Annotated in this window: 22 protein-coding genes; 14 read left to right on the top strand and 8 right to left on the bottom strand. The window is 58.8% G+C overall.

Annotation, left to right across the window (positions count from 1 at the left end; all coding sequences use genetic code 11):
* The first annotated feature begins 92 nt into the window (after positions 1 to 92).
* A complete protein-coding gene (locus AC2TEL_RS01770; RefSeq protein WP_480839256.1) occupies positions 93 to 773 on the top strand; it encodes a response regulator transcription factor in 681 nt (226 codons plus the stop codon).
* A complete protein-coding gene (locus AC2TEL_RS01765; protein ID WP_480839254.1) occupies positions 766 to 2136 on the top strand; it encodes a sensor histidine kinase in 1371 nt (456 codons plus the stop codon). The genes AC2TEL_RS01770 and AC2TEL_RS01765 overlap by 8 nt, the downstream gene beginning before the upstream one ends.
* Here AC2TEL_RS01765 and AC2TEL_RS01760 read toward each other — a convergent pair.
* Genes AC2TEL_RS01760 through AC2TEL_RS01745 form a run of 4 tightly spaced genes read right to left on the bottom strand, consistent with a single transcriptional unit; the run spans position 2133 to position 5058 of the window.
* Positions 2133 to 2600: a CYTH domain-containing protein gene (locus AC2TEL_RS01760; RefSeq protein WP_480901557.1), complete on the bottom strand. Its 468-nt coding sequence runs from the start codon at positions 2598 to 2600 to the stop codon at positions 2133 to 2135. The genes AC2TEL_RS01765 and AC2TEL_RS01760 overlap by 4 nt on opposite strands.
* Complete coding sequence (locus AC2TEL_RS01755; RefSeq protein ID WP_480839250.1) at positions 2597 to 3352, bottom strand: ParA family protein; 756 nt, start codon at positions 3350 to 3352, stop codon at positions 2597 to 2599. Before AC2TEL_RS01755 ends, AC2TEL_RS01760 begins: the two co-directional genes overlap by 4 nt.
* A 3-nt stretch (positions 3353 to 3355) precedes the next feature.
* Positions 3356 to 4876, bottom strand: a complete 1521-nt coding sequence (locus AC2TEL_RS01750; protein ID WP_480901556.1) for a CHAD domain-containing protein — start codon at positions 4874 to 4876, stop codon at positions 3356 to 3358.
* The gene (locus tag AC2TEL_RS01745) at positions 4873 to 5058 is read right to left on the bottom strand and encodes a ribbon-helix-helix protein, CopG family (protein ID WP_480839246.1); all 186 of its coding nucleotides are present in this window, start codon (positions 5056 to 5058) and stop codon (positions 4873 to 4875) included. Before AC2TEL_RS01745 ends, AC2TEL_RS01750 begins: the two co-directional genes overlap by 4 nt.
* Before the next feature lie 123 nt (positions 5059 to 5181).
* Here AC2TEL_RS01745 and AC2TEL_RS01740 point away from each other — a divergent pair, with 123 nt between their 5' ends.
* The gene (locus AC2TEL_RS01740; RefSeq protein WP_480901555.1) at positions 5182 to 5529 is read left to right on the top strand and encodes a TfoX/Sxy family protein; all 348 of its coding nucleotides are present in this window, start codon (positions 5182 to 5184) and stop codon (positions 5527 to 5529) included.
* Positions 5530 to 5586: 57 nt separating this feature from the next.
* On the opposite strand, the gene ndk is transcribed toward AC2TEL_RS01740, so the two are convergent.
* On the bottom strand, positions 5587 to 6009 hold the full coding sequence (gene ndk / locus AC2TEL_RS01735) for a nucleoside-diphosphate kinase (protein ID WP_068334875.1): 423 nt from the start codon (positions 6007 to 6009) through the stop codon (positions 5587 to 5589).
* A 115-nt stretch (positions 6010 to 6124) separates the two neighbouring features.
* A complete protein-coding gene (locus AC2TEL_RS01730; protein WP_480901554.1) occupies positions 6125 to 7327 on the bottom strand; it encodes a multidrug effflux MFS transporter in 1203 nt (400 codons plus the stop codon).
* Positions 7328 to 7569: 242 nt separating this feature from the next.
* Between AC2TEL_RS01730 and AC2TEL_RS01725 the strand changes: the two genes are divergently transcribed.
* From AC2TEL_RS01725 to AC2TEL_RS01685, 9 genes are all read left to right on the top strand, one after another.
* Complete coding sequence (locus AC2TEL_RS01725; protein ID WP_480839240.1) at positions 7570 to 7842, top strand: hypothetical protein; 273 nt, start codon at positions 7570 to 7572, stop codon at positions 7840 to 7842.
* 61 nt (positions 7843 to 7903) lie between these two features.
* Positions 7904 to 9757: an ABC-F family ATP-binding cassette domain-containing protein gene (locus AC2TEL_RS01720; RefSeq protein ID WP_480839238.1), complete on the top strand. Its 1854-nt coding sequence runs from the start codon at positions 7904 to 7906 to the stop codon at positions 9755 to 9757.
* Positions 9754 to 10146 carry an ACT domain-containing protein gene (locus AC2TEL_RS01715; protein WP_480901553.1) on the top strand — a complete coding sequence of 131 codons (393 nt, stop codon included), beginning with the start codon at positions 9754 to 9756 and terminating at the stop codon, positions 10144 to 10146. The genes AC2TEL_RS01720 and AC2TEL_RS01715 overlap by 4 nt, the downstream gene beginning before the upstream one ends.
* A complete protein-coding gene (locus AC2TEL_RS01710; protein ID WP_480839234.1) occupies positions 10143 to 10763 on the top strand; it encodes a MarC family protein in 621 nt (206 codons plus the stop codon). Before AC2TEL_RS01715 ends, AC2TEL_RS01710 begins: the two co-directional genes overlap by 4 nt.
* 45 nt (positions 10764 to 10808) lie before the next feature.
* On the top strand, positions 10809 to 11390 hold the full coding sequence (locus tag AC2TEL_RS01705) for a retropepsin-like aspartic protease family protein (protein ID WP_480839232.1): 582 nt from the start codon (positions 10809 to 10811) through the stop codon (positions 11388 to 11390).
* Between the two features lie 59 nt (positions 11391 to 11449).
* Positions 11450 to 12070 (top strand): ImuA family protein, encoded by a 621-nt coding sequence (locus AC2TEL_RS01700; RefSeq protein ID WP_480839230.1) that lies wholly within the window; start codon positions 11450 to 11452, stop codon positions 12068 to 12070.
* Positions 12071 to 12134: 64 nt separating this feature from the next.
* The gene (locus AC2TEL_RS01695) at positions 12135 to 13349 is read left to right on the top strand and encodes an MFS transporter (protein WP_480901552.1); all 1215 of its coding nucleotides are present in this window, start codon (positions 12135 to 12137) and stop codon (positions 13347 to 13349) included.
* Positions 13346 to 13939, top strand: coding sequence for a YceI family protein (locus AC2TEL_RS01690; protein WP_480901551.1), 594 nt, complete (start codon positions 13346 to 13348; stop codon positions 13937 to 13939). The genes AC2TEL_RS01695 and AC2TEL_RS01690 overlap by 4 nt, the downstream gene beginning before the upstream one ends.
* A gap of 80 nt (positions 13940 to 14019) precedes the next feature.
* Positions 14020 to 15243 (top strand): MFS transporter, encoded by a 1224-nt coding sequence (locus tag AC2TEL_RS01685; RefSeq protein ID WP_480901550.1) that lies wholly within the window; start codon positions 14020 to 14022, stop codon positions 15241 to 15243.
* A 33-nt stretch (positions 15244 to 15276) separates the two neighbouring features.
* On the opposite strand, the gene AC2TEL_RS01680 is transcribed toward AC2TEL_RS01685, so the two are convergent.
* Positions 15277 to 16947: a flotillin family protein gene (locus AC2TEL_RS01680; protein ID WP_480901549.1), complete on the bottom strand. Its 1671-nt coding sequence runs from the start codon at positions 16945 to 16947 to the stop codon at positions 15277 to 15279.
* Between the two features lie 32 nt (positions 16948 to 16979).
* Positions 16980 to 17696: an OB-fold-containig protein gene (locus AC2TEL_RS01675; RefSeq protein ID WP_480861865.1), complete on the bottom strand. Its 717-nt coding sequence runs from the start codon at positions 17694 to 17696 to the stop codon at positions 16980 to 16982.
* Between the two features lie 257 nt (positions 17697 to 17953).
* Between AC2TEL_RS01675 and metG the strand changes: the two genes are divergently transcribed.
* Both metG and AC2TEL_RS01665 read left to right on the top strand, forming a co-directional pair.
* Positions 17954 to 19672 carry a methionine--tRNA ligase gene (gene metG, locus AC2TEL_RS01670; RefSeq protein WP_480901548.1) on the top strand — a complete coding sequence of 573 codons (1719 nt, stop codon included), beginning with the start codon at positions 17954 to 17956 and terminating at the stop codon, positions 19670 to 19672.
* Positions 19673 to 19951: 279 nt separating this feature from the next.
* Positions 19952 to 21130, top strand: coding sequence for an efflux RND transporter periplasmic adaptor subunit (locus AC2TEL_RS01665; protein WP_480839216.1), 1179 nt, complete (start codon positions 19952 to 19954; stop codon positions 21128 to 21130).
* The last annotated feature ends 1 nt before the right edge of the window (position 21131 follow it).

Raw genomic sequence — 21131 nt, 5'->3', positions numbered from 1 at the left:
GTGCCGCCGGGACGGCCGGGTGCGGCTTCGCACCCGGCATGTTTTTTTTAGCCATCATCTGTGCTTAAATCCCGTATGAAAGGACCCCATGTATGAGTAGACGCCTGTTGATTGTTGAGGATGACGCCGACACTCGGGATTTCATTGCCAAGGGCTTTGCTGAAGAAGGCTATGTGGTCGAGATTGCATCGGACGGTCGCGAAGGGTTGTATCACGCCACCGATGGCGGGTTTGACGCCGTCGTACTGGACAGAATGCTGCCGGGGCTGGACGGGTTGTCCCTGGTCAAGTCGATGCGGGCGGCCGGATTGAAAACACCGGTTCTGATGTTGACCGCGATGAGCGCCGTGGACGAACGCGTCAAAGGCCTGCGAAGCGGTGCAGACGATTATCTGGTCAAACCGTTCTCGTTCCAGGAATTGCATGCCCGGATCGAAGCCCTGTTGCGCCGCCCGCAAGAGGCGGAAGAAACCCCCACCCTTACCTGCCGCGATCTCGAGATGGATCTGCTGACCCGCAAAGTTACGCGCGGCGGGCGTGAAATCACCCTGACCCCGCGCGAGTTCCAGATTCTCGAGTTCTTTTTGCGCCGCAAGAACCGTGTCGTATCTCGTACCATGCTGCTGGAAGGTGTCTGGGACTACCATTTTGACCCGAACACAAACGTCGTGGACGTGCATATTTCGAAGCTGCGCAGGCAGTTGGACGAAGACGGCGCCGATCCCCTGATCGAGACGGTGCGTGGCGCCGGATACATGGTATCGGATGGCTGAACTGCGCCTGTCGCTCAAAAACGCACGCACGCGGCTGGTTCTGGCCAGCATGGTCCTCAGCACACTGCTGACGGCCACCGTTCTGGCAGTTGTTTATGTGACGGCGAACAGTACCATTTTAGGCGAGACCCGGTCTGTTGTCTCGGCCGAGCTTACTGGGCTGGCAGATGAATATGAGCGGCGCGGATTGATCGGCCTGATGACCGCCATCGAAAGACGCCTCCCAAGCGCACCAGAACGGGACGCGGTGTACCTGCTGGCTGACCGCAATGGTTTAAAACTGGCCGGGAATCTCACGAGCTGGCCGGAAGGTATTGCCGCAGGAAGCGGTTGGGTCGATTTGAACCTGCGAAAGGTCGACACCGATCAGTTTGTTCCGATTTCCGCCGCCTCTGTCCGGTTGCCTGGCGGCGAGCGTTTGCTGGTCGGACGCGATGCGCAAGCCCGACAGCAATTCGACCGGGTGCTATGGCGCTCGGTCGTACTGGCGTTGGCCGCCGCCTTCGCACTCAGCCTGTTGACCGGCTGGCTGTTGACCCGGCTGGTGTTCTCGCGTCTGAAAGATATTGCTGATACGGCCGATGACATTGTGTCGGGGGACCTGTCTCACCGAATGCCCATTCGAGGTACTGGCGATGAATTCGATCAGATGGCCGGCACCCTGAACAACATGCTTGATCGGATCGAGGAGCTGATCAGCAATTTGCGCACCACGTCGAACTCGATTGCGCACGACCTGCGGTCACCACTGTCGCGGCTGCGTCAAAGGATCGAAGCGCTGGCCGAACCCGGCAAATCCGATCAGGAGCGTGAAGCCGATATTGCCCGGGCGACGGTGGAGATCGACCATTTGCTGCGAGTATTCAGCCAGCTTACCGAGATTTCGAGGGCCGAGGCCGGCCTGGGACGCGAGCAGTTCGAACAGGTGAACCTTCTACAACTGGTCGGGGATGTGGTCGAGCTGTACGAGCCCGTCGCCGCGGACCAGGGTATTCGCCTTGAGGTGACGGGGACGGCCGAACCGATTCAGGGGCATCGCCCCCTTCTGTCGCAAGCCTTGTCAAACCTTCTGGAAAACGCGATGCGGTATGCACCGGCCGGAACAGCGATTACCATAAATCTTGCTGAGGATGGCCCCAACGCCCTGCTCAGTGTTCGCGATCGCGGCCCTGGTGTACCCGAAGCTGACCTGCCGCGACTGAAACTGCCCTTCGTGACACTGGACCCTGCCCGAACCGGGCGAAATGCCGGGTTGGGTCTGGCGCTGGTTGCTGCCATCGCCCACATGCATGGCGGAACGTTCCTGGCGCGAAATCGCGAACCGGGACTGGAAACCTTCATACAGTTGGCGCGAAAACCTTAGTCGGGCACACCGTTGATCGCCATATTCTTGTTTTTATAGCGTTTGTCTTCGGTCACATCGGCACCAAACCAGTCCGGTGGCGTGAACTCGGTGGCCTCGGCTTCCGTGTCAAACTCAACCTCGACCAGACGCAACGGCGCAAGGTCGCCCTGAAACACATCCAGCTCATAGATCCGCCCGTCTGCGAGTTGCCCTGTATACCGCTCTTTCTCGACACGGCGACCAGATGTCTCGGGCCAGAAGGTTTCGAACTGCTCCGCAGAAATCTCGGTTTCTCGTTCCACACGAACCATTGAACCGCCACCTTTGAGCGTAAGAAAATAGGTGGCGTTCTTCTGTCGCAAACGCAGTTCGGTCGAGTCGTCGGGCGCAGTCAGATAACCCTGACGCACCACCGCCTTTTGCACGTTTTTCAGATCCGGCAACGAAGCCACGAGGAATTTGCGTTCGATCTCCGTACTCATTTCGCTGCGGTCGCTCCGTTCTCTAATTCGTCAAACAGCGCCTGATAGGCCGCGCCCGAAGCGCGACGACCGGCGTAGGCCTGCAAAGGCGCGCGGTGCTGGCCCATGCGTTCAATTTCGGCGGCAAAGGGAATACTGGCTTGAAGGAACCGCTTGCGGTACTGCTTGCGCATGGCCCGCATCGTTTCCTGATGCATTCTCTTGCGTTTCTGCACCATCGAGAAGAAGGCCCTCAGCTTCTTCTTGGGCAATTTGCTGGCTTCGAAGAACCCGACCAGTTGATCGAAAGTCCGCTCTGACAATGTGGTCGGTATCACCGGAACAACGATGACATCCGCCGCCTTGAAAATGTTCTCGGAAAGAGTTGAAAAGTTCGGCGGACAGTCGAGGATGATCAAGTCGTAGTCCCCGCCAACCGACTTCAAAGCTTTTTTCAATCGAGAACGTTTGTTCCGCATCCGTGACAGGAAGATATCGAAATCGCGGAAGGTCAGGTTGGCGGGAAGCACATCCAGCCCTTCATAATCGCTGGCCCGAATGGATTTGGTAAAGCGTTTCACGTCCTCAAAAAACCGCGCCTCGGTCAACTTCTTTGACGGTTTGACACGCAGGTAAAACCCCGAAGCACCCTGCGGGTCCAGATCGCATAACAGCACACGCTTACCGGCTTGCGCATAGGCATGGGCCAGGTTCACTGAAGTGGCCGTTTTTCCGACCCCGCCCTTGTTGCTGTAGCAGGCGATGACCTTCATTTCTTAATCCTCCGACGCATGAAACAGGCTACGGAACAAGTGGCGGATCTTTGGACTGTCAAAATGTTCGAAATTCGCGATGACACGATCACGTTCCGCCATTTGCCGTTGGCTCAGCACTGCAACCAGGCCACCAACGGCCATACCCAATTGAGCATTCGCCTGACCAGAGCGAGATGTCTTTTGCGTCACAAAACTCAACAACGACTCTTGCTGAACCGAGCAGTCATTGAATGCGCCCAAATTATCCTGGAGCTTTTTCAAGGGCTTGATGATCGTTTTAAAGGCTTTCTCGTCAAACAAAGGCCCAAAGAATTCCATAAGATACCGTAGCTTCTTGCAGTGGATGCGCAGTTCATGAACGGTCTCGTCCGGGGTGCCTGGCGTTATGCTGCGGGCCAGCTTGCAGACTTTGCGATAGCGTTTCCAAATGAGCGTTCGGGCATACCCATAAGCACCGACATCCGCATTCTGCCCGGCCGCCAATTGCGTATAGTCTTGAAATCTCGCCGCCAACGCCTGCATGTCTGCGTTATATTTCGCGCTGCGAAGCCGACGGGACAACCGCGCCAATTGCTGGACGCGCTCTGCCTCAAACTGGGCAAACATCTCTTGGAGACCAACATGAAGAGAGGGCGGCACGAGGTTGAAATAACTGTCTTTCTCCAACAGATAGACATCCAGATCCCGCAAGCGACCTGTCGGTGCCATCAGGTCAGAAAACGCTTTCTTCAGTTGACCGGTCAGATCGTCGGAATACACGCCTTTGAACAAGCTGAGAACGGACCGAACACGACGCAGTGACACCCGGTAATCATGCAGGAATTCTGTATCGATATCGGCGATGACGCCCGCTTCATTCTCACGCGCGACTTCCAGAAATGTTCGGATTATGTCAGTCGCGGCCTGAATGGCTGGTTCTGTTTTTCCCAGCGGAATGTCGGGCTTTGCCCGATAGCGTAGCATGTCCGGATACAACTGCGAAAAAACAGTCTCGTATCCGGTTTCGGCCCCTTCGATTCCGGCCAATCCCGTCAAGGCTTTTGCAAAAGCACGGTCATAGCCACGCAGAGATTGCAATTGAACGATAGTGACCTGACCTGCATTGGACTTCAGCGACAGTGTCTTTCCGCGAACCAATGTTTTTTGCAGGTCGTCCAGGAAAGTAAGCGCCTTGGTTTCTATCTCTCCCGTTCCAATCTCCGTCAGGGCCCGCAATTTCGGGAAGTCGCTCAGTTTCCCCCGCACAGGACCATTGGGCAAATCCTCAACGAACCGCTTATTTCCCTTGGCGCGTTGCAGCCAGGATCGTCCATCCTCCTGAATCAGGTGCAGGTTTCCACCACTTTCAATCAGTATTCGCCCCGCCGCCCGCAGTGACTGGTCGTGGCAGTCCAACAGGCTGAAGGGCTTGCACATACCGGTCTCGTGAACCTCTATGGTCAGATCGGGCAAAATCCGAGCAAGCGCAGCCTCATCTAACGTTCCCGGCAGGACAACAAAACCGTCTGATTTCAATGTCATGAACTGCCCTTTCTCGGAGTCTCAAGGTACTCGTCGACCAGAGCTTCCACGATCTTCTGGACACTCGTCCCCTCTTCGATCGCGCGGATTTTCAACGCCTTGAGGGTCTTGCTTTCCAGTCGCAGCGACGTGTTCTTCTTACCTTTGTCCGATTTCTCACCGGCTCCTTTGCCTTTGGACATCCGCGACCCCATGACAGCATGACGTCATGTAATCGTGAATTCGAATGCGTATCAAGCCGCGGATCAAGTGACCCAGCGTAATGCGCAGGTGACAGCCCGGATTAGCCCGGATAAGACAAAGCCATGTCCGATCCCGTATCCTCGATCCGTAATCTCGGTCCGGCCTTTGAACAAGCCTGCGCCCGCGCGGGAATCCACTCGGCCCAGCAATTGCGTGAACTGGGTGCAGATGCTGCTTATGCCCAGCTTTTGCAGGCCGGAACACGTCCACATTTCATTGGATACTATGTGTTGGTAATGGGGTTGCAGGGCCGTCCCTGGAACGATTGCAAGGGCGACGAGAAAAAAGAGTTGCGCAAGAGATTTGATGCTCTCAAGGCCGGGACGACTTCGGCACCGGAATCGCAAATGATCTCGGATCTGGACGCGATCGGGGTGCGCGTGGCGCCGCGAGACCTCAAAGAGATTTGAACAAGAAAACCGCCCCCGATGCCGGGAGCGGCCATACAAGCTGCACCCAATGAGTGCTTAGCCGACGAGCTCGATGCCCGAGAAGAAATATGCAATCTCCACGGCGGCGGTTTCCGGCGCGTCCGAACCGTGGACCGAGTTTTCGCCAACCGACTCGGCGAATTCCGCACGGATGGTTCCGGGGGCTGCGTCTGCTGGGTTGGTCGCGCCCATGACTTCGCGGTTCTTTGCAATGGCGCCTTCGCCTTCCAGAACCTGAACGACGACCGGAGCCGACGACATGAATTCGCACAGTTCGTCATAGAACGGACGCTCGGCGTGTACCTCGTAGAACTTGCCGGCTTGTTCCTTGGTCATGTGGATGCGCTTTTGCGCAACGATGCGCAGGCCGGCTTCCTCGAATTTGGCGTTGATCTTGCCAGTCAGGTTGCGGCGGGTTGCATCGGGTTTGATGATCGAGAATGTGCGTTCCAGTGCCATATCGGCCTCTCCTTAATATATGGCGCGGAATCCACGCCGAAATCCATCGCGCGCCGCCTAACACGGTATCTCGCTCATGAAAAGTGGAATGATGGGCGGTTCCGGCCTTTGTCGACTATATTGCTTCAGGTAGCGGATCGATGCGATCTACCCAACGCACGTAAAGTACGGCCAGCAGGCCGATAAAGCTGCTTGCGCACATCATACCGAGAACCAGAATGGGCCCGTTTTCCGGGCTGACCAACGCGCCGGTCATCGAGGTCAGGACAGCTCCCAACGCGACAATCATCGCGCCTGACAGCCCGGCGGCACTGCCTGCGAGTTTGGGGCGAACCGACATCAATCCTGCGGAGGCGTTGGCATTCGTCAGCCCGTTGCCAAATCCCACGAAGACGGCGGACCCGAAGAAAACCCAGACCGAACCCAGTTCGCTCAGAAAAAGAAGTAGCCCCAGAAACGGCCCGGTCGATGCGCAAATCCGTCCGATCAGGATCATTGTGGTCAATCGAGTGCGGGCTGCGATGCGCCCGGTGATGTAGTTGCCGATCATAAAACCGCCGGTAATGATCCCGATCCCCAATCCAAGCATTGCCGGGCTCAGGTCGAACCAGGCAGCGGCCACCAGCGGTGCACCGGTGATGAAGCTGTAGAAACCGCCAATCGAAAACGCGGCACACAAAGCATACCCCCAGAACCGGCGCGCACGAAACAGGTGCGGGTACTCGCTGAGCTGTGCCGCAAATGTTGACGAGCGATTGGTGTTTGTTTCCCCCATATCCGCCCACAGCAACACCAACATCCCAGCGCCCAGAGCGGAATAGAGTACAAACCCCGCGCGCCAGCCAAACAGCATGTCCAGGGCTCCGCCCAGCATCGGGCCAAGCATCGGTGCCAACGCCATGGCCATTGCGACGTAACCCAGCTTGCTTGCCGCCTCGTTCGGTGGGTACATATCCCGGATCGACGCGCTGGACAGTACCGGTCCCGCGACAACTGCGGCCTGCAACAGGCGAAAACCGAGGAAAACCCAGATCGACTCAGCCAACACGCATCCGAGTGAGGCGCAGGCGAAGATCGCCATACAAATCAACAAGATGGGTCTGCGACCATACCGGTCGGACAGAGGCCCCATGATCAGTTGCAATACGGCAGAAACGGCCAGGTATCCTGCGACAGACAAATTGACCAGGGCGTAGTCGACCCGAAAATCCTCTCCCATCCGTGCAAGGGACGGAAGGAACATGTTCAGCGACAACACCGACAACGCGGTCGCGAAGACCAGGGTAACCAGAGACGGGGGTGACTGAGCCGCGCGCATTGCTAAACCATCAGGACATGACAATCGGATCAGCGCTATCACATCGTCAGGGCCATGCCCATGCCGAACCACGGTATCGCCAGTTGACCAGAGACCCGGTGAGAGGCACCGGGGGTAATCGCAGTTTGGCGACTGACGTGCGGAAGAATGACGCAGCACGGCCATTGGGACTTTTTATTTCCGACTATTTCAATCAGGTATTATCTGCGCGAAAAGGTTGAACACAAAAAAGGGTCGTTCACATGATACCGAGACTTGCAATTGTCACCTGCATCTTTGCCTCAACCGCCACAGCGGACGAGGCGTTGCAAATGGATTACGAACTGTTCGAAACAGCCATCGCTCACACTGATCTGGAAACTTGCCCCGAGAACCTCTCACAACCGGGCACATTTTGCCGCGCGACGCTGCACCATGACGAAATCCATGTCTTCGCCTTCAGCGAGGACGGCGATCATCTGTTGGTTGGGTTCGCCTCCTACCCGTTCGTTGAGGTAACCGCCGAACCTGATTGACGACCAGGCGGCCAACCAACCCCCATTGACAAGCGTCCGGCCGTGCCTCAGTGCTCGGCCTATGCTACGGATCCAGAACATCACATATGCGGTCGAAGGCCGCCCCTTGTTTGACGAGGCCAGCGCAACCATTCCCGATGGTCACAAGGTCGGTCTGGTTGGGCGGAACGGCACGGGCAAGACAACATTGTTTCGCCTCATCAGAGGCGAGTTGTCGTTGGAATCCGGCAACATTTCCGTTCCCAAGCGCGCGCGGATCGGCGGGGTTGCGCAAGAGGTGCCCTCGTCCGATGTGTCGCTAATCAACACGGTTCTGGCCGCTGATACTGAACGCAGCGCATTGATGGCCGAAGCCGACAGCGCCAGCGACCCTACCCGCATAGCTGAAATTCAGACCAGATTGGCCGATATAGACGCCTGGTCAGCCGAGGCACGCGCGGCCTCGATCCTGAAAGGTCTGGGATTTGACGATGAGGATCAGCAAAAGCCCTGCTCCGATTTCTCGGGTGGCTGGCGGATGCGCGTTGCGCTTGCGGCGGTGCTGTTTTCTCAGCCTGACCTGCTGCTGCTTGACGAACCGACCAACTATCTGGACCTCGAAGGCGCGCTGTGGCTGGAAAGCTATCTGGCCAGGTACCCGCACACAGTCATCATCATCAGCCATGACCGAGGGTTGCTGAACCGCGCGGTGGGCTCGATCTTGCATCTGGAAGATCGCAAGCTGACTTACTACGCCGTGCCTTACGACAAATTCGCCGAGCGACGGGCGGAACGTCTGGCGCAGGCGGAATCGGAAAATGCCAAGGCAAAGGCCCGCATTGCCCACCTGCAAAGTTTCGTCGACCGTTTCCGCTACAAGGCATCCAAGGCGGTTCAGGCGCAGTCGCGTTTGAAGATGATCGAGCGCATCCAACTGATCTCGACCCCGCAAGAGGCCGCGCTGCGTGCGTTCTCTTTCCCAGAACCCGAGGAGCTGTCACCGCCGATCATTCAGCTTGAGGGTGGTGTGACCGGCTATGGTGAAACCGAGGTTCTGCGCCGCCTCAACCTGCGCATCGATCAGGATGACCGGATCGCGCTGCTGGGTAAGAACGGTCAGGGCAAGTCGACCCTGTCGAAGCTGCTGTCGGACCGCTTGCCGCTGATGGCAGGCAAGATGAGTCGCAGCTCGAAGCTGCGGATCGGCTATTTCGCGCAGCATCAGGTGGACGAGCTGCACGTGGACGAAACACCTCTCGATCATTTGCGCCGCCTGCGCCCGGATGAGGCGCCGGGCAAATGGCGCTCGCGTCTGGCCGGGTTCGGGCTGAATGCGGATCAGGCGGAAACTTTGGTCGGGCGCCTGTCAGGTGGACAAAAAGCGCGGCTGTCGTTGCTGATCGCAACCATCGACGCGCCGCACATGCTGATCCTTGACGAACCGACCAACCACCTCGACATCGAAAGCCGCGAGGCGCTGGTCGAAGCCCTGACAGCCTATTCCGGCGCGGTCATTCTGGTCAGTCACGATATGCATCTGCTGGGGCTGGTCGCCGACCGATTATGGCTGGTCTCGGGCGGTACGGTCAGGCAGTTTGATGGCGACCTCGAGGCTTATCGCGCCATGCTTCTGGAGCGTGACAAACCCGTCAAGACAAAGCTGCAAACCGCCAAGCCCAAGCGTCCCTCGCGCGAGGCGATGCTGGCCCTGCGCGCCGAGCTGCGAAAATGCGAGGACCGGATCGAAAAACTGACGGACATGCACGAAAGGCTTTCGGCCAAACTGGCCGACCCGGCACTTTACGAGGACGACCGGATCAGCGATCTGGAAAACTGGAACCGCAAGTTCGCCGAAGTGAATGAGGCCATGCAAAAGGCCGAGGCCCTGTGGGTCGCCGCCGCCGAGCGGCTTGAGAAGGCCGAGGCCGCCGCATGACCACACCCGTCAAGGACACCAGGGCAATGATCTCAGGCATGCGACCGCGTGCCGTTGCCGGAGAATTCGCCTTCGTCACCTGGCCCGATGATACCGTCTGGCCTCAAGGAACGCGCGCCAGTTGCATTGAAGACGAAGGCCTCTCGCTTATCGTTCCCATCGGTTTTGCCCCCGAGAATGCACTTCCCATGCGGTGCATCACGCTGCGGGTCCATTCCTCGCTCGAAGGTGTTGGTCTCACCGCCGCGGTTTCGGCAGCACTGGCGCAAGCAGGTATTCCGGCAAACATGGTCGCCGGGTACTTTCACGATCATGTCTATGTCCCAGCATCTCAACTGGACGAAGCCATGCAGGTTCTGGAACGTCTGCAAGAGGATGCAGAAGATTGATTGATATCGCTTTCTTCATAACGGCTTTCACTACGCTTTTCGTGGTGATCGATCCTTTTGGAACTACGCCGATATTCGTGGCCATGACGCAGGACATGGATGCGCGCGCACGTCGAAAAGTCGCCTATCGCACCTGTTTGACGGCATCGGGTATTCTGATCGCCTTTGCTGCCTTTGGTGAGGCTGTGCTGGGCTTTGTCGGCATCTCGATGGAAGCATTTCGCGTGGCCGGTGGCGCGTTGCTGTTTCTGACCGCGCTCGACATGCTTTTCGAACGGCGCACCAAGCGGCGTGAGGATCGCGCGGAAGAAGAAGACCACCCAGACCCGTCCGTCTTTCCGCTGGCAATTCCCTTGGTCGCCGGCCCTGGATCGATTGCAACGATCATTCTTTTGGCAGGGCAAAACCCCGGCCTTCAGGGAATCGCGATGGCGTGCGCCGTTATGCTGGCCGTCATGGCTGTGGTTCTATTGTTCTTTCTCTCTGGCGGGCTGATCGCGCGCATTCTGGGAAAAACCGGGCTGAACGTACTGACCCGGTTGCTGGGAATGCTGCTGGCCGCCCTGTCGGTTCAGTTCATTCTGGATGGCCTCAAGGCCTTTGGTTTTGCGTCATGAATTCCCATATTGGGACGGTAAGAGCGATTTTTTGTGGACGACGGTATGGATGGTTATGAGATCGGGCGTTTGACCTATCTGGTTTTGCTGGGGGCGGCCCTGCTGATGTGGTTCATCACTCAGAACCGCCAATCTTTGGGCAAAACCATGCAGATGGTCGCCGCCTGGGTGTTTATCTTTATCGGCGTCATCGCAGTGATCGGGTTGTGGGGCGACATCCGCTCGACCGTCAGCACCACGCCGCAAATGACCGTGTCGGATCATCGGATCGAGGTACCGCGATCGTTTGATGGCCATTATTATCTACCGATGCTGGTGAATGGCGAACCGGTCACGTTTCTGGTCGATACCGGAGCCAGTCAGATCGTGCTCAGCCCGCAGGATGCCGAACGGGTTGGGATTGATACGGATCAGCTGAATTATCTGGGACGGGCCGCGACGGCCAATGGCGTGGTCCGTACTGCGCCGGTGCGGTTGGACAGCCTGGCGCTGGGACCGATCACAGATCGCGACGTTCGCGCCTCGATCAATGAAGGTGATTTGAACCAGTCGCTGCTTGGCATGGAGTATCTGCATCGGTTTTCCAATATCCAGTTCGCGGATGGCCGTCTGATCCTGTCGCGTTAACCGGGCAACAGCGACGCTTTTCATTTGAGAACAAAAGTGGAACATGCTAGCATCCCGGCATGTCTGCACATCTTCTTGGCCGCAAACCCGCGCGAGAGGCGCCGGGGCTGAAACTGCACCCGCAGATCACACTGCAACTGGGTCGCGTGCACGAGGCCTGCGGCCCCGCCCGGCGCAGCTTTGCCATGTGGCTGGCGGGTCAGGCGCAGGGGCCGGTGCTGTGGATTTCCCCTGCGTGGGAGCCCGGCCAGTTGAACCCCGACGGGATGATGCCCTTTGCCGACCCCGCGCGGTTCCTGTTCGTCCGCCCCACCCGCGCCGAGGATCTGCTGTGGTGCATGGAAGAGGCACTGCGCAGCGGGGCGATCCCTCTGATCATCGGCGATCTGCCGGGTGCGCCGGGGCTGACGCCGGTGCGACGGATGCATCTGGCCGCTGAGCAGGGCGGCGCGATGGGGCGGGCTCCGCTGGGTCTGCTGCTGACCCCCGGCGACGGCGGCGCGCAGGGGGTCGAGACGCGCTGGCACATGGCCGCGACCCATCGGGGCGAGGCAAGGCGCTGGACCCTGACCCGCCGCCGCGCCCGCGCCCTGCCCCCGGTCAGTTGGCAGGCCAGCCAGACCGCCGCCCGGGCCGGTCTGCACTTGCAGCGGATCGAAACGGAAGAGATCCCCGCTTGACGCACCAGACCGATCACGAAACTTGTGACTGGTCAAAACCAGGGGCGCGCCCTAGCGTTGCCGCATGACCCACGCGATCCACGACAGCCGCTATTCCTGGCTTCGCCTTCTGATCACTCTGGCCATAGCTACCGTGATCAACGTAGGCATGTGGGCCGTCATTGTCGTGATGCCTGCCATCGAAACCCAGTTTCAGGCCGGGCGCGCAGCGGCGTCGATGCCGTTTACCCTAACCATGATCGGATTTGCGCTTGGCAACATGGCGCTTGGGCAGCTCGTCGATCGATTGGGCGCGACCTGGTCCCTGATCGGTGCCGCCGTACTGAGCGCTATCAGCTACATTTTGGCTGCATTCGCCCCGACCATAGCCATGCTATCGGCGGCGCATCTGCTGCTGGGATTGGGAACGTCGGTTGGGTTCGGGCCGCTGATTGCAGACATCTCGCACTGGTTCATGCGCAGGCGCGGGATCGCGGTGGCGCTGGTGGCAAGCGGCAACTACCTGTCCGGTGCGATCTGGCCAACGCTGCTGTCAGGCATTTTGGCGCGCGATGGTTGGCAACAGGTCTACCTGACACTGGCCATCATCACGCTGGCCGTCGTCGTTCCGCTGTCCCTGTTGTTGCGCCGTCAGGTGCCTGCTGAAGCGCACAGCACCGCTGCTGCCGCTGCCCAGATCAGGGCGCAAAGCGTTGGCATCTCGCCGCGTGCGTTGCAGTATATTCTGGGGCTGGCCGGGATCGGCTGTTGCGTGGCAATGTCGATGCCGCAAGTTCACATCGTGTCCTACTGCGTCGGCTTGGGCTACGGCCCCGCCGTGGGCGCTGAAATGCTGAGTCTGATGCTGCTCGGAGGTGTGGTCAGCCGCCTGATTTCCGGCCTTGTCGCAGACCGGCTGGGCGGGCTTCATACCCTGTTGATCGGCTCGGTCCTTCAATGCATCGCCCTGTTCCTGTTCCTTCCCTATGACGGCATGGTTTCGCTGTATATCGTCAGCATGTTGTTTGGCCTCGCGCAGGGGGGCATCGTCCCCAGCTACGCACTGGTCGTTCGCGAATACATGCCGCCGCGAGAGGCTGGCGCGCGGGTGGGGTTCGTGATGATGATGACCATCCTGGGAATGGCCCTCGGAGGCTGGATGTCCGGCTGGATCTATGACGTCACCGGTAGTTACCAACTGGCCTTTGTGAATGGCATCCTCTGGAATGGAATGAACATCGCCATCCTGTTGTTTCTGCTCAGCCGGTCGCGGCCACGCAGATTGGAGGCACCGGCATGAGGTGCCTCACCCGTCGCGCTCTGATCGCCGGTCTGGCGACCCTGCCGCTGGCAGGTGCGCGGGCAACGCTTATTCCCTATACTCTTGCCTCCGAAGGAACGTCCGTTGGGTTTTCTTTCGAACTGTCCGGAGTGACGCAATCCGGCACGATGCCGATCCGGTCAGCCAATATTCTGGTCGACACGAAACGCCTGCAAAACAGCCGTGTCGACGTTGTTCTGGATGTGGCAAGGGCGCGAACCAAACTGCCCTTTGCCCGCGGTCCGATGCTGAGCCCAAGTGTGCTGGACGCCGACCGTTACCCAACGATCCGCTTCACCTCGACCAGAATTCGACTTGGGCCTACAGGACGCATTTCAGAGGGCGCATCCGTTACCGGAGACCTCACCGTGCGCGGCGTTACCCGCTCGGTAACGCTCAGTGCAAACCTTTACCGACCACCAGGCAGCGCCGCGGATGAGTTGGATATTCTGTACATTCACCTGACCGGTTCGCTGAACCGCCACGACTTTGGCGCGTCAGGCTATCCCGATCTTGTAAACGATCAGGTGGGCCTGAACATCCGGGCCGAGATTATTCGCATGACCTGAACTCGGATTGGCAAAAAACGACTTGCGAAAGTCGATTAGGCGCGCGCATTGTCCCTGGATACAGTCAATCTGGCTATATCATGCGCACGATCATTTCATTTGCCGCCCTGTTTCTTTCAGTCATTCTTCTGCAGCTCTCGACGGGCGGCGTTGGCCCACTCGACGCAATCTCGGGCATCACTCTGGAGTTTTCGACCGAACAGATCGGCCTGCTGGGGTCGGCGCATTTTCTTGGGTTCTTTGTCGGGTGCTGGTGGGCACCGCGCCTTATGGGCAATATCGGGCACTCACGAGCCTTTGCCGTTTGTACCGCGTTGGGCGCAATGGGTCTGATCGGCCACACACTGACAGATAACCCGTATATCTGGGCCGGGCTGCGTATTGCCTCGGGCACCTGCGTTGCCGGAAGCTATACGGTGATCGAAGCCTGGTTGAATGCCAAGGTCACCAATGAGACGCGTGGGCGCGCGATGGGCACGTATCGGATCGTCGACATGGGCGCATCTCTGGGCGCCCAGCTGATTATCGCTGTTCTGCCACCTGCCTCTTATGTTTCGTACAACCTGCTGGCCATACTGTGCTGCGCGTCGCTGCTGCCCCTTACGTTGACGCGCGCCAGCCAGCCAATTACGCCCGACGCCCCGCGCCTGCGTCCGAAGCTGGCATGGCGCAGTTCGCCGCTGGCGGTGGCAGGCGTGATCGTCGCCGCTCTCAGCTCGGCCTCGTTCCGGATGGTCGGCCCGGTTTATGGGCAAGAGGTTGGTCTGGGCGTAGATCAGATCGCGTTCTTCCTGGCGTCATTTGTTTTGGGTGGCGCGCTGGCGCAGTACCCGATGGGATGGCTCGCCGACAAATATGATCGGCGGTGGGTCCTGATCTGGTTGTCCGTTGCGGCCGTTCTGAGTTGCGCGGTCACGATGGTCGCCAGCGGCACGGGAACGCTCGGCGTCATGCTAGCTGCTGGCGTTTTCGGTTTCACGACATTCCCGATCTTTTCGGTGTCTTCCGCGCACGCAAACGACTTTGCCACTACAGAACAGCGGGTCGAATTGTCTGCAGCCTTGATGTTCTGGTACGCATTGGGAGCAATCGCTTCGCCCTATGTTTCATCCACATTGATCGAGCAGTTCGGACCCGGAGCGTTGTTTGCATTCGTTGCATTGGGCCACGTTTTCCTGATCATCTTTGGTTTGGCGCGGATGCGGTCGCGTCCCACGCCGGAGGAACGAACCAATTATGTCTACGCACCAAGAACCTCGTTTACGATTGGCCGACTGCTGAAACGGTCGCGCGAGGGGCGATAGAAAAAGGGCCGGGAAACTCCCGGCCCTTTCTGGTTAATGCTCGGCGCGTGGTTCCCGTTCGACCAGCTCGGCCGCTTCCACCGGCTCGGTTGTCGACTCCAGCGCGCCGTTCACAATGCCACCGACGCCGTTTTCCATCGACAGGCCCAGCTCTTCCCCCAGTTTCTTGAGCGCGGGCATTTGCACGGCCATACCCATGATCGAGTCGAGGGCCTGATTGACTACCGGTTTGTCGCCACTTGCGGCACTGCCACCATTCGAACCACCGATCCCACCGACCTGATGGATCTTGATCGAGTCGATCTTCTCTGCCGGCTTGACCATTTCCGAGATGATCGAAGGCATGGTTTCGATCCGAGCCAGATCAACCTTCATGCGGATCTGTTCCTGCGACAGGGCGTTGTCGGCCTCGACAATCGCGCGCTTACCTTCCGCTTCGGCCAGCATGTCGTTCTTCTTGGCCTCGGCCCGGATGTTCAACGCGTCCGCTTCGGCTTGCGCCTCTTCCCTGCGCGCTTCTGCACGGTCGGCGGCGGCTTCTTTCTCGGCCTGTGCGGCCAGTCGGATCGCGGTTGCCTGACGTTCTGCCTCACGCGTGGCTTCGATCAGAGCAATCTGCTTCTGGCGCTCGGCCTCAGCCACTTCGCGAGCGGTTGCCACGGCTTCCGTCGCCTTGGTCGCCTCGGCCCGAGCCAGGTCGGCGGACGCACGGGCACGGCTTTCTTCTTCGGATTTCTGCGCGATGATGATCTGCCGCTCTTGCTCGGCTACTTCCAGTTCACGCTCTTTCGAGATTTCGGCCTCGCGGATTTTACGCTCGCGTTCGATATCGGCGGCGCGGATGGCTTCTTCACGAGCGATCCGGGCCCGTTCGGTTTCACGCACCGAGTCTTCCGTCCGCGCAGCAATCTCGGCCTCTTGCGCCACACGCAGGGTTTCGACCTTCTGGGTCTGTTCAATACGCGCCTGCGCCTCGTCCTGCTCGATCAACAGCTTCTGGCGTTCCGCTTCCATCGCAGCACGACGGACTTCGACCTCGGCTTCGGCATCGATCTGCGCGCGCTCTTTCTTCGAGGTCGCAATGGCCTCGGCCAGCTTGCGCATACCCACGGCGTTAAAGGCGTTGTTCTCATCCAGAGCCTCAAACGGTGTCTGGTCCAGCGCAGTCAGCGAGACGGATTCCAGTGACAGGCCGTTCTTCAGCAGATCCTCGGACACTGCATTCTGCACCTCCTGCACAAAATCGGCGCGGTTCTCGTGCAGACCGTCCATGGTCATCTGAGCAGCCACGGCCCGCAGACCGTCGATCAGCTTGCCTTCAATCATCTCACGCAATTGCTCGACGTCAAAGGTGCGATCACCCAGCGTTTGTGCGGCGCGCGCAATGCCCTCTTCGGTCGCCATAACAGAGACATAGAACTCGACGCCTACATCCACACGCATCCGATCCTTGGTGATCAGGGCAGCCTCTCCGCTGCGCTGCACTTCCAGACGCAGGGTCTTCATATTGACCGGGCTTACTTCATGCAGCAGCGGCACGATGATGACGCCGCCATCCATGATGACCTTCTTGCCGCCCGCCCCGGTTTTCACCAGACTGACCTCTCGGGTCGCACGTTGGTAGAGACGGCCTAATACAAGGCCTATGAACAAAAGTACCGCTAAAATGGTCACAACTGTGACGGCCAGGAAGGGAAGTTCCATGCAAATTCCTCCGTATTGGGGTTGAAAATTCGTTAGTCTGACAAGCCGACCAGAACGAACCGGTCACGCCGTCGGTCGCGCAGCACCAACACGTCGGTGCCTTGTTTCAGCGCGTCCTTGTCCTGCAACGGTTCCGCGCGCAGGTAGTGCGAGTTGCCATAACGGTCGGATACGCGCACTTCGGCCGGGCGCCCGCGAGAGGCTGTGCCCTGAGTGATCACGCCACGGCGGCGCGCCAGCATACGTTCGGACGTCGCCTCACTTTCGGTTTTCGGCAGCAGGCGGGCGAATACAGAACCAAAGCCGCGTGCAAACCACAGCCCAAAGCCACCTGCGGGGATTGCGGCCAACCAGCTTGGCAGTTCAAAGCCCAGTATATCGCGCAGAGCCAGCTGCAGACCCATTCCACTAAGGCCAAACCCGGCCAGCAGTACCACCAGCCAAATCATGAAGGGCACTTTGCCAATTCCAAGCCAGGCCATCGGCCCTGCGGGAGCCACGCCGGGCGCGTCTGCTTCGACCTCGGCTAGCTCAAACTCGGTCAGATCGACATCCGCGTCGATATCCAGATCGAAATCGCCAATGTCCAGATCAGGGGCGTCGAACATGTCCAGATCAACTTCACCCTCACCCGCCATCAGGCTGCCGCCCAGTATCAGCGCGATCAGTTCCAGCACCAAAAGGCCGAACAGAAGCGCAAGCGCAAGGGTAAAGGGCACAAACGCACCCTCGAGGAGGAAGTTGAACATCAGCAGGTTGCCCTCGTTTTTGTATACTTTGGTATACACTTAAAATGGGAAGCCATTTGTAAGAATTCAAGGGGTTGTGATTCCAATTTGCAACCTATGGGTATTGCAGCGCCTTCCGCCTGTGCAATCCGACATGGGTGTTTCAGGCAATATCGACCGGCCAGCGTGTCTAAAATGACATCCAGGCGAAAGGCGGGGTTTTGCTGGACGGTGACATAAGGTAGACGGGCGCGCAGTTAGATATGCGGAAACGGAACATGGCTCGGATTCTCATCACCTCGGCGATCCCCTACATCAACGGGATCAAGCACCTCGGCAACCTGATCGGCTCGCAATTGCCTGCCGATCTGTACGCGCGCTATCAGCGCGGCCGGGGAAACGAGGTCATGTTCCTGTGCGCCACCGATGAGCACGGCACGCCGGCCGAGCTGGCGGCGGCCAAGGCGGGCAAACCCGTGGCCGAGTATTGTGCCGAGATGTATGGCGTTCAGGCCGATATCGCCAAGCGCTTCGGCCTCAGCTTCGATCACTTCGGCCGCTCGTCCAGCGAACAGAACAAGAGGCTGACCCAGCATTTCGCAGGCAAGCTCGATGACGCCGGGCTGATCCGTGAAGTCACCGAGAAGCAGGTCTACTCGAACGCCGATGAACGTTTCCTGCCCGACCGCTATATTGAAGGCACCTGCCCCAACTGCGGCTATGAGCGCGCGCGCGGAGATCAGTGCGAGAACTGCACCAAGCAGCTGGACCCGACCGACCTGATCGAACCGCGCTCGGCCATTTCCGGCTCGACCGATCTGGAAGTGCGCGAGACCAAGCACCTGTATCTGCGCCAGTCAGCGATGAAGGATCAGTTGGATGCCTGGATCGACAGCAAGACGGATTGGCCGATCCTGACGACCTCGATTGCGAAAAAGTGGCTGCATGACGGAGACGGCCTGCAAGACCGCGGCATCACCCGCGATTTGGACTGGGGTGTTCCGGTCAAGAAAGGCGATCAGGACTGGCCAGGTATGGAAGGTAAGGTATTCTACGTCTGGTTTGACGCCCCCATCGAATACATTGCCTGCGCCAAGGAGTGGGCTGATGCGAACGGTAAGACGGATACGGATTGGGAACGCTGGTGGCGGACTGACAAAGGTGCCGACGATGTCCGCTATGTCCAGTTCATGGGCAAGGATAATGTGCCCTTCCATACGCTCAGCTTCCCCGCAACCATTCTGGGCTCGGGCGAGCCGTGGAAGATGGTCGATCATCTGAAGTCGTTCAACTACCTGAACTATGACGGCGGACAGTTCTCCACCTCGCAGGGCCGTGGCGTGTTCATGGATCAGGCGCTGGAGATCCTGCCGGCCGATTTCTGGCGCTGGTGGTTGCTGAGTCATGCACCCGAAAGCAGTGACAGCGAGTTCACGTGGGAGAATTTCCAGCAATCGGTGAACAAAGACCTCGCCGACGTTCTGGGTAACTTCGTCAGCCGGATCACCAAGTTCTGCCGTTCGAAATTCGGTGAAGCCGTGCCCGAAAGCGGCACCTATGGCGAGCGTGAGCAAGCACTGATCGATGAACTGTCCAAACGCGTCCGCGCCTATGAAGGGCATATGGAAGCGATGGAGGTCCGCAAATCGGCGCAGGAACTGCGCGCGATCTGGGTGGCGGGCAACGAATATCTGCAAGCAGCAGCACCGTGGTCGACTTTCAAGGAAGACCCCGAACAAGCCGCTGCGCAGGTCCGGTTGGGGCTGAACCTTATTCGCCTTTATGCCGTGCTCAGCGCTCCGTTCATCCCGGAAACCTCGGCAAAAATGTTGAGCGCGATGAACACGCTGGATACTAGCTGGCCCGACGACGTGGAGGCCGCGCTCAGTACCCTGCCCGCCGGTCATGAATTCACCGTGCCGGATGTAATGTTTGCCAAGGTCACGGATGAGCAGCGAGAAGACTGGCAGACAAGGTTCGCCGGAACACGCGACTGAATCTTCCGGAGCTCCGGATTGAAAGACCGAGGGCTTGATCGGCCCCCGGTGCTTCGTTTTGTACCCAAGACAAAAGGCCAGGCGATGCGCTTGCGCTCAGTTTTTCAGCGTAAGTCAGCCTATCAATGGGAAAAATCCCGGCATATCTATCCTTCTGAACGCATTCAAGAAGCTTGAGATATGCCGCCAAAACGGCCATCCTGCGAGGGAATTCCACGACTCGCCGGGGCTGAGCACAACCCTTGGCACTTGATCCAATACTTGAACGAGGCGCCCGCCATGTCCCCAGCATTCCTTACCTCCAAGCTCTCAGACAGCGGGCATCTCAGAAAACTTGGCCTGTCTCTGGCTGGGTCAGCGATATTGGGGATGGCCAGCACGGCATGGGCGCAGGATCAAAGCGAAGCGCCACCACCGAAAGTGTCCATCGCTGCCGCTTACACTGAGGAGATCACTGACGAGGCCATATTCATTGGCCGGGCCGAAGCGATCAACAAGGTGGATATCATTGCCCGTGTCAGCGGCTTTCTGGACAGCAAGGAAGTGGAAGACGGGGCCCTGGTTTCGGAAGGCGACCTGCTTTTTACCATCGAACCTGACCTGTACGAGGCAACGCTTGAGGCCCGCAAGGCCGATCTGGACCGAGCCGAGGCCAATCTGGAACTGGCCAAGGTGGATCTGGCCCGGAAGGAAGAGTTGTATAAGCGTGACGCGACGCCTGAATCCGAGCGTGACATTGCCCGCGCCAACGAATTGGTGGCCGAGGCTGAAGTCAAAGCTGCCAACGCCGCAATTCAGCAGGCGGAACTGGACCTGAGTTACACTCAGATCCATGCGCCTTTCGATGGCCGGATCGGCCGGATCGAAACCAGCGTCGGTGATGTGGTCGGACCCAACAACCCGCCGCTGGTCAATCTGGTCAGCGAAGCTCCGATCTACGTCAATTTCTCGTTGAACGAAAAGATGTTCACGTCGGTCCTTCAGCAATTTGGCGAGAACCCGGCATCGTTGGCCGAAAGCAATCAAAGCCCCAACGTGCATGTCACCTTGCCCAACGGCACCGAATTAGATGAAACCGGCGAAATCGTCTTTGTCGACAACCGCATCGACCCGCTGACCGGCGCGATCACCGTGCGCGCGCAGTTCGACAATGCGGATCGCCTGATTATCGACGGCGCTTTCGTAAACGTTCAGATCGAAGCACTGGAACCCACCTTGCAGGTTTTGGTCCCGCAAGCGGCACTGCAGCGTGATCAGCGCGGCGAATTCGTTCTGGTCGTCAATGACAAGCAGATGGTCGAGCAGCGCTATATCACAACCGGTGACACGGTTGGCACCGCAATCATCGTTCTGGACGGGTTGCGCGAGGGCGAAAGCGTGATTGTCGAGGGCCTGCAAAGGGTTCGCCCGGGTGTGGCCGTCGACGCGGTCGTGGCCTCTGAACAGCCGGGAGAGTAAC

It is taken from the genome of Ruegeria sp. HKCCD9138, assembly GCF_057220975.1.
Note: the sequence above shows the minus strand (reverse complement) of the source record. Positions and strands in the feature narration are given on the sequence as shown.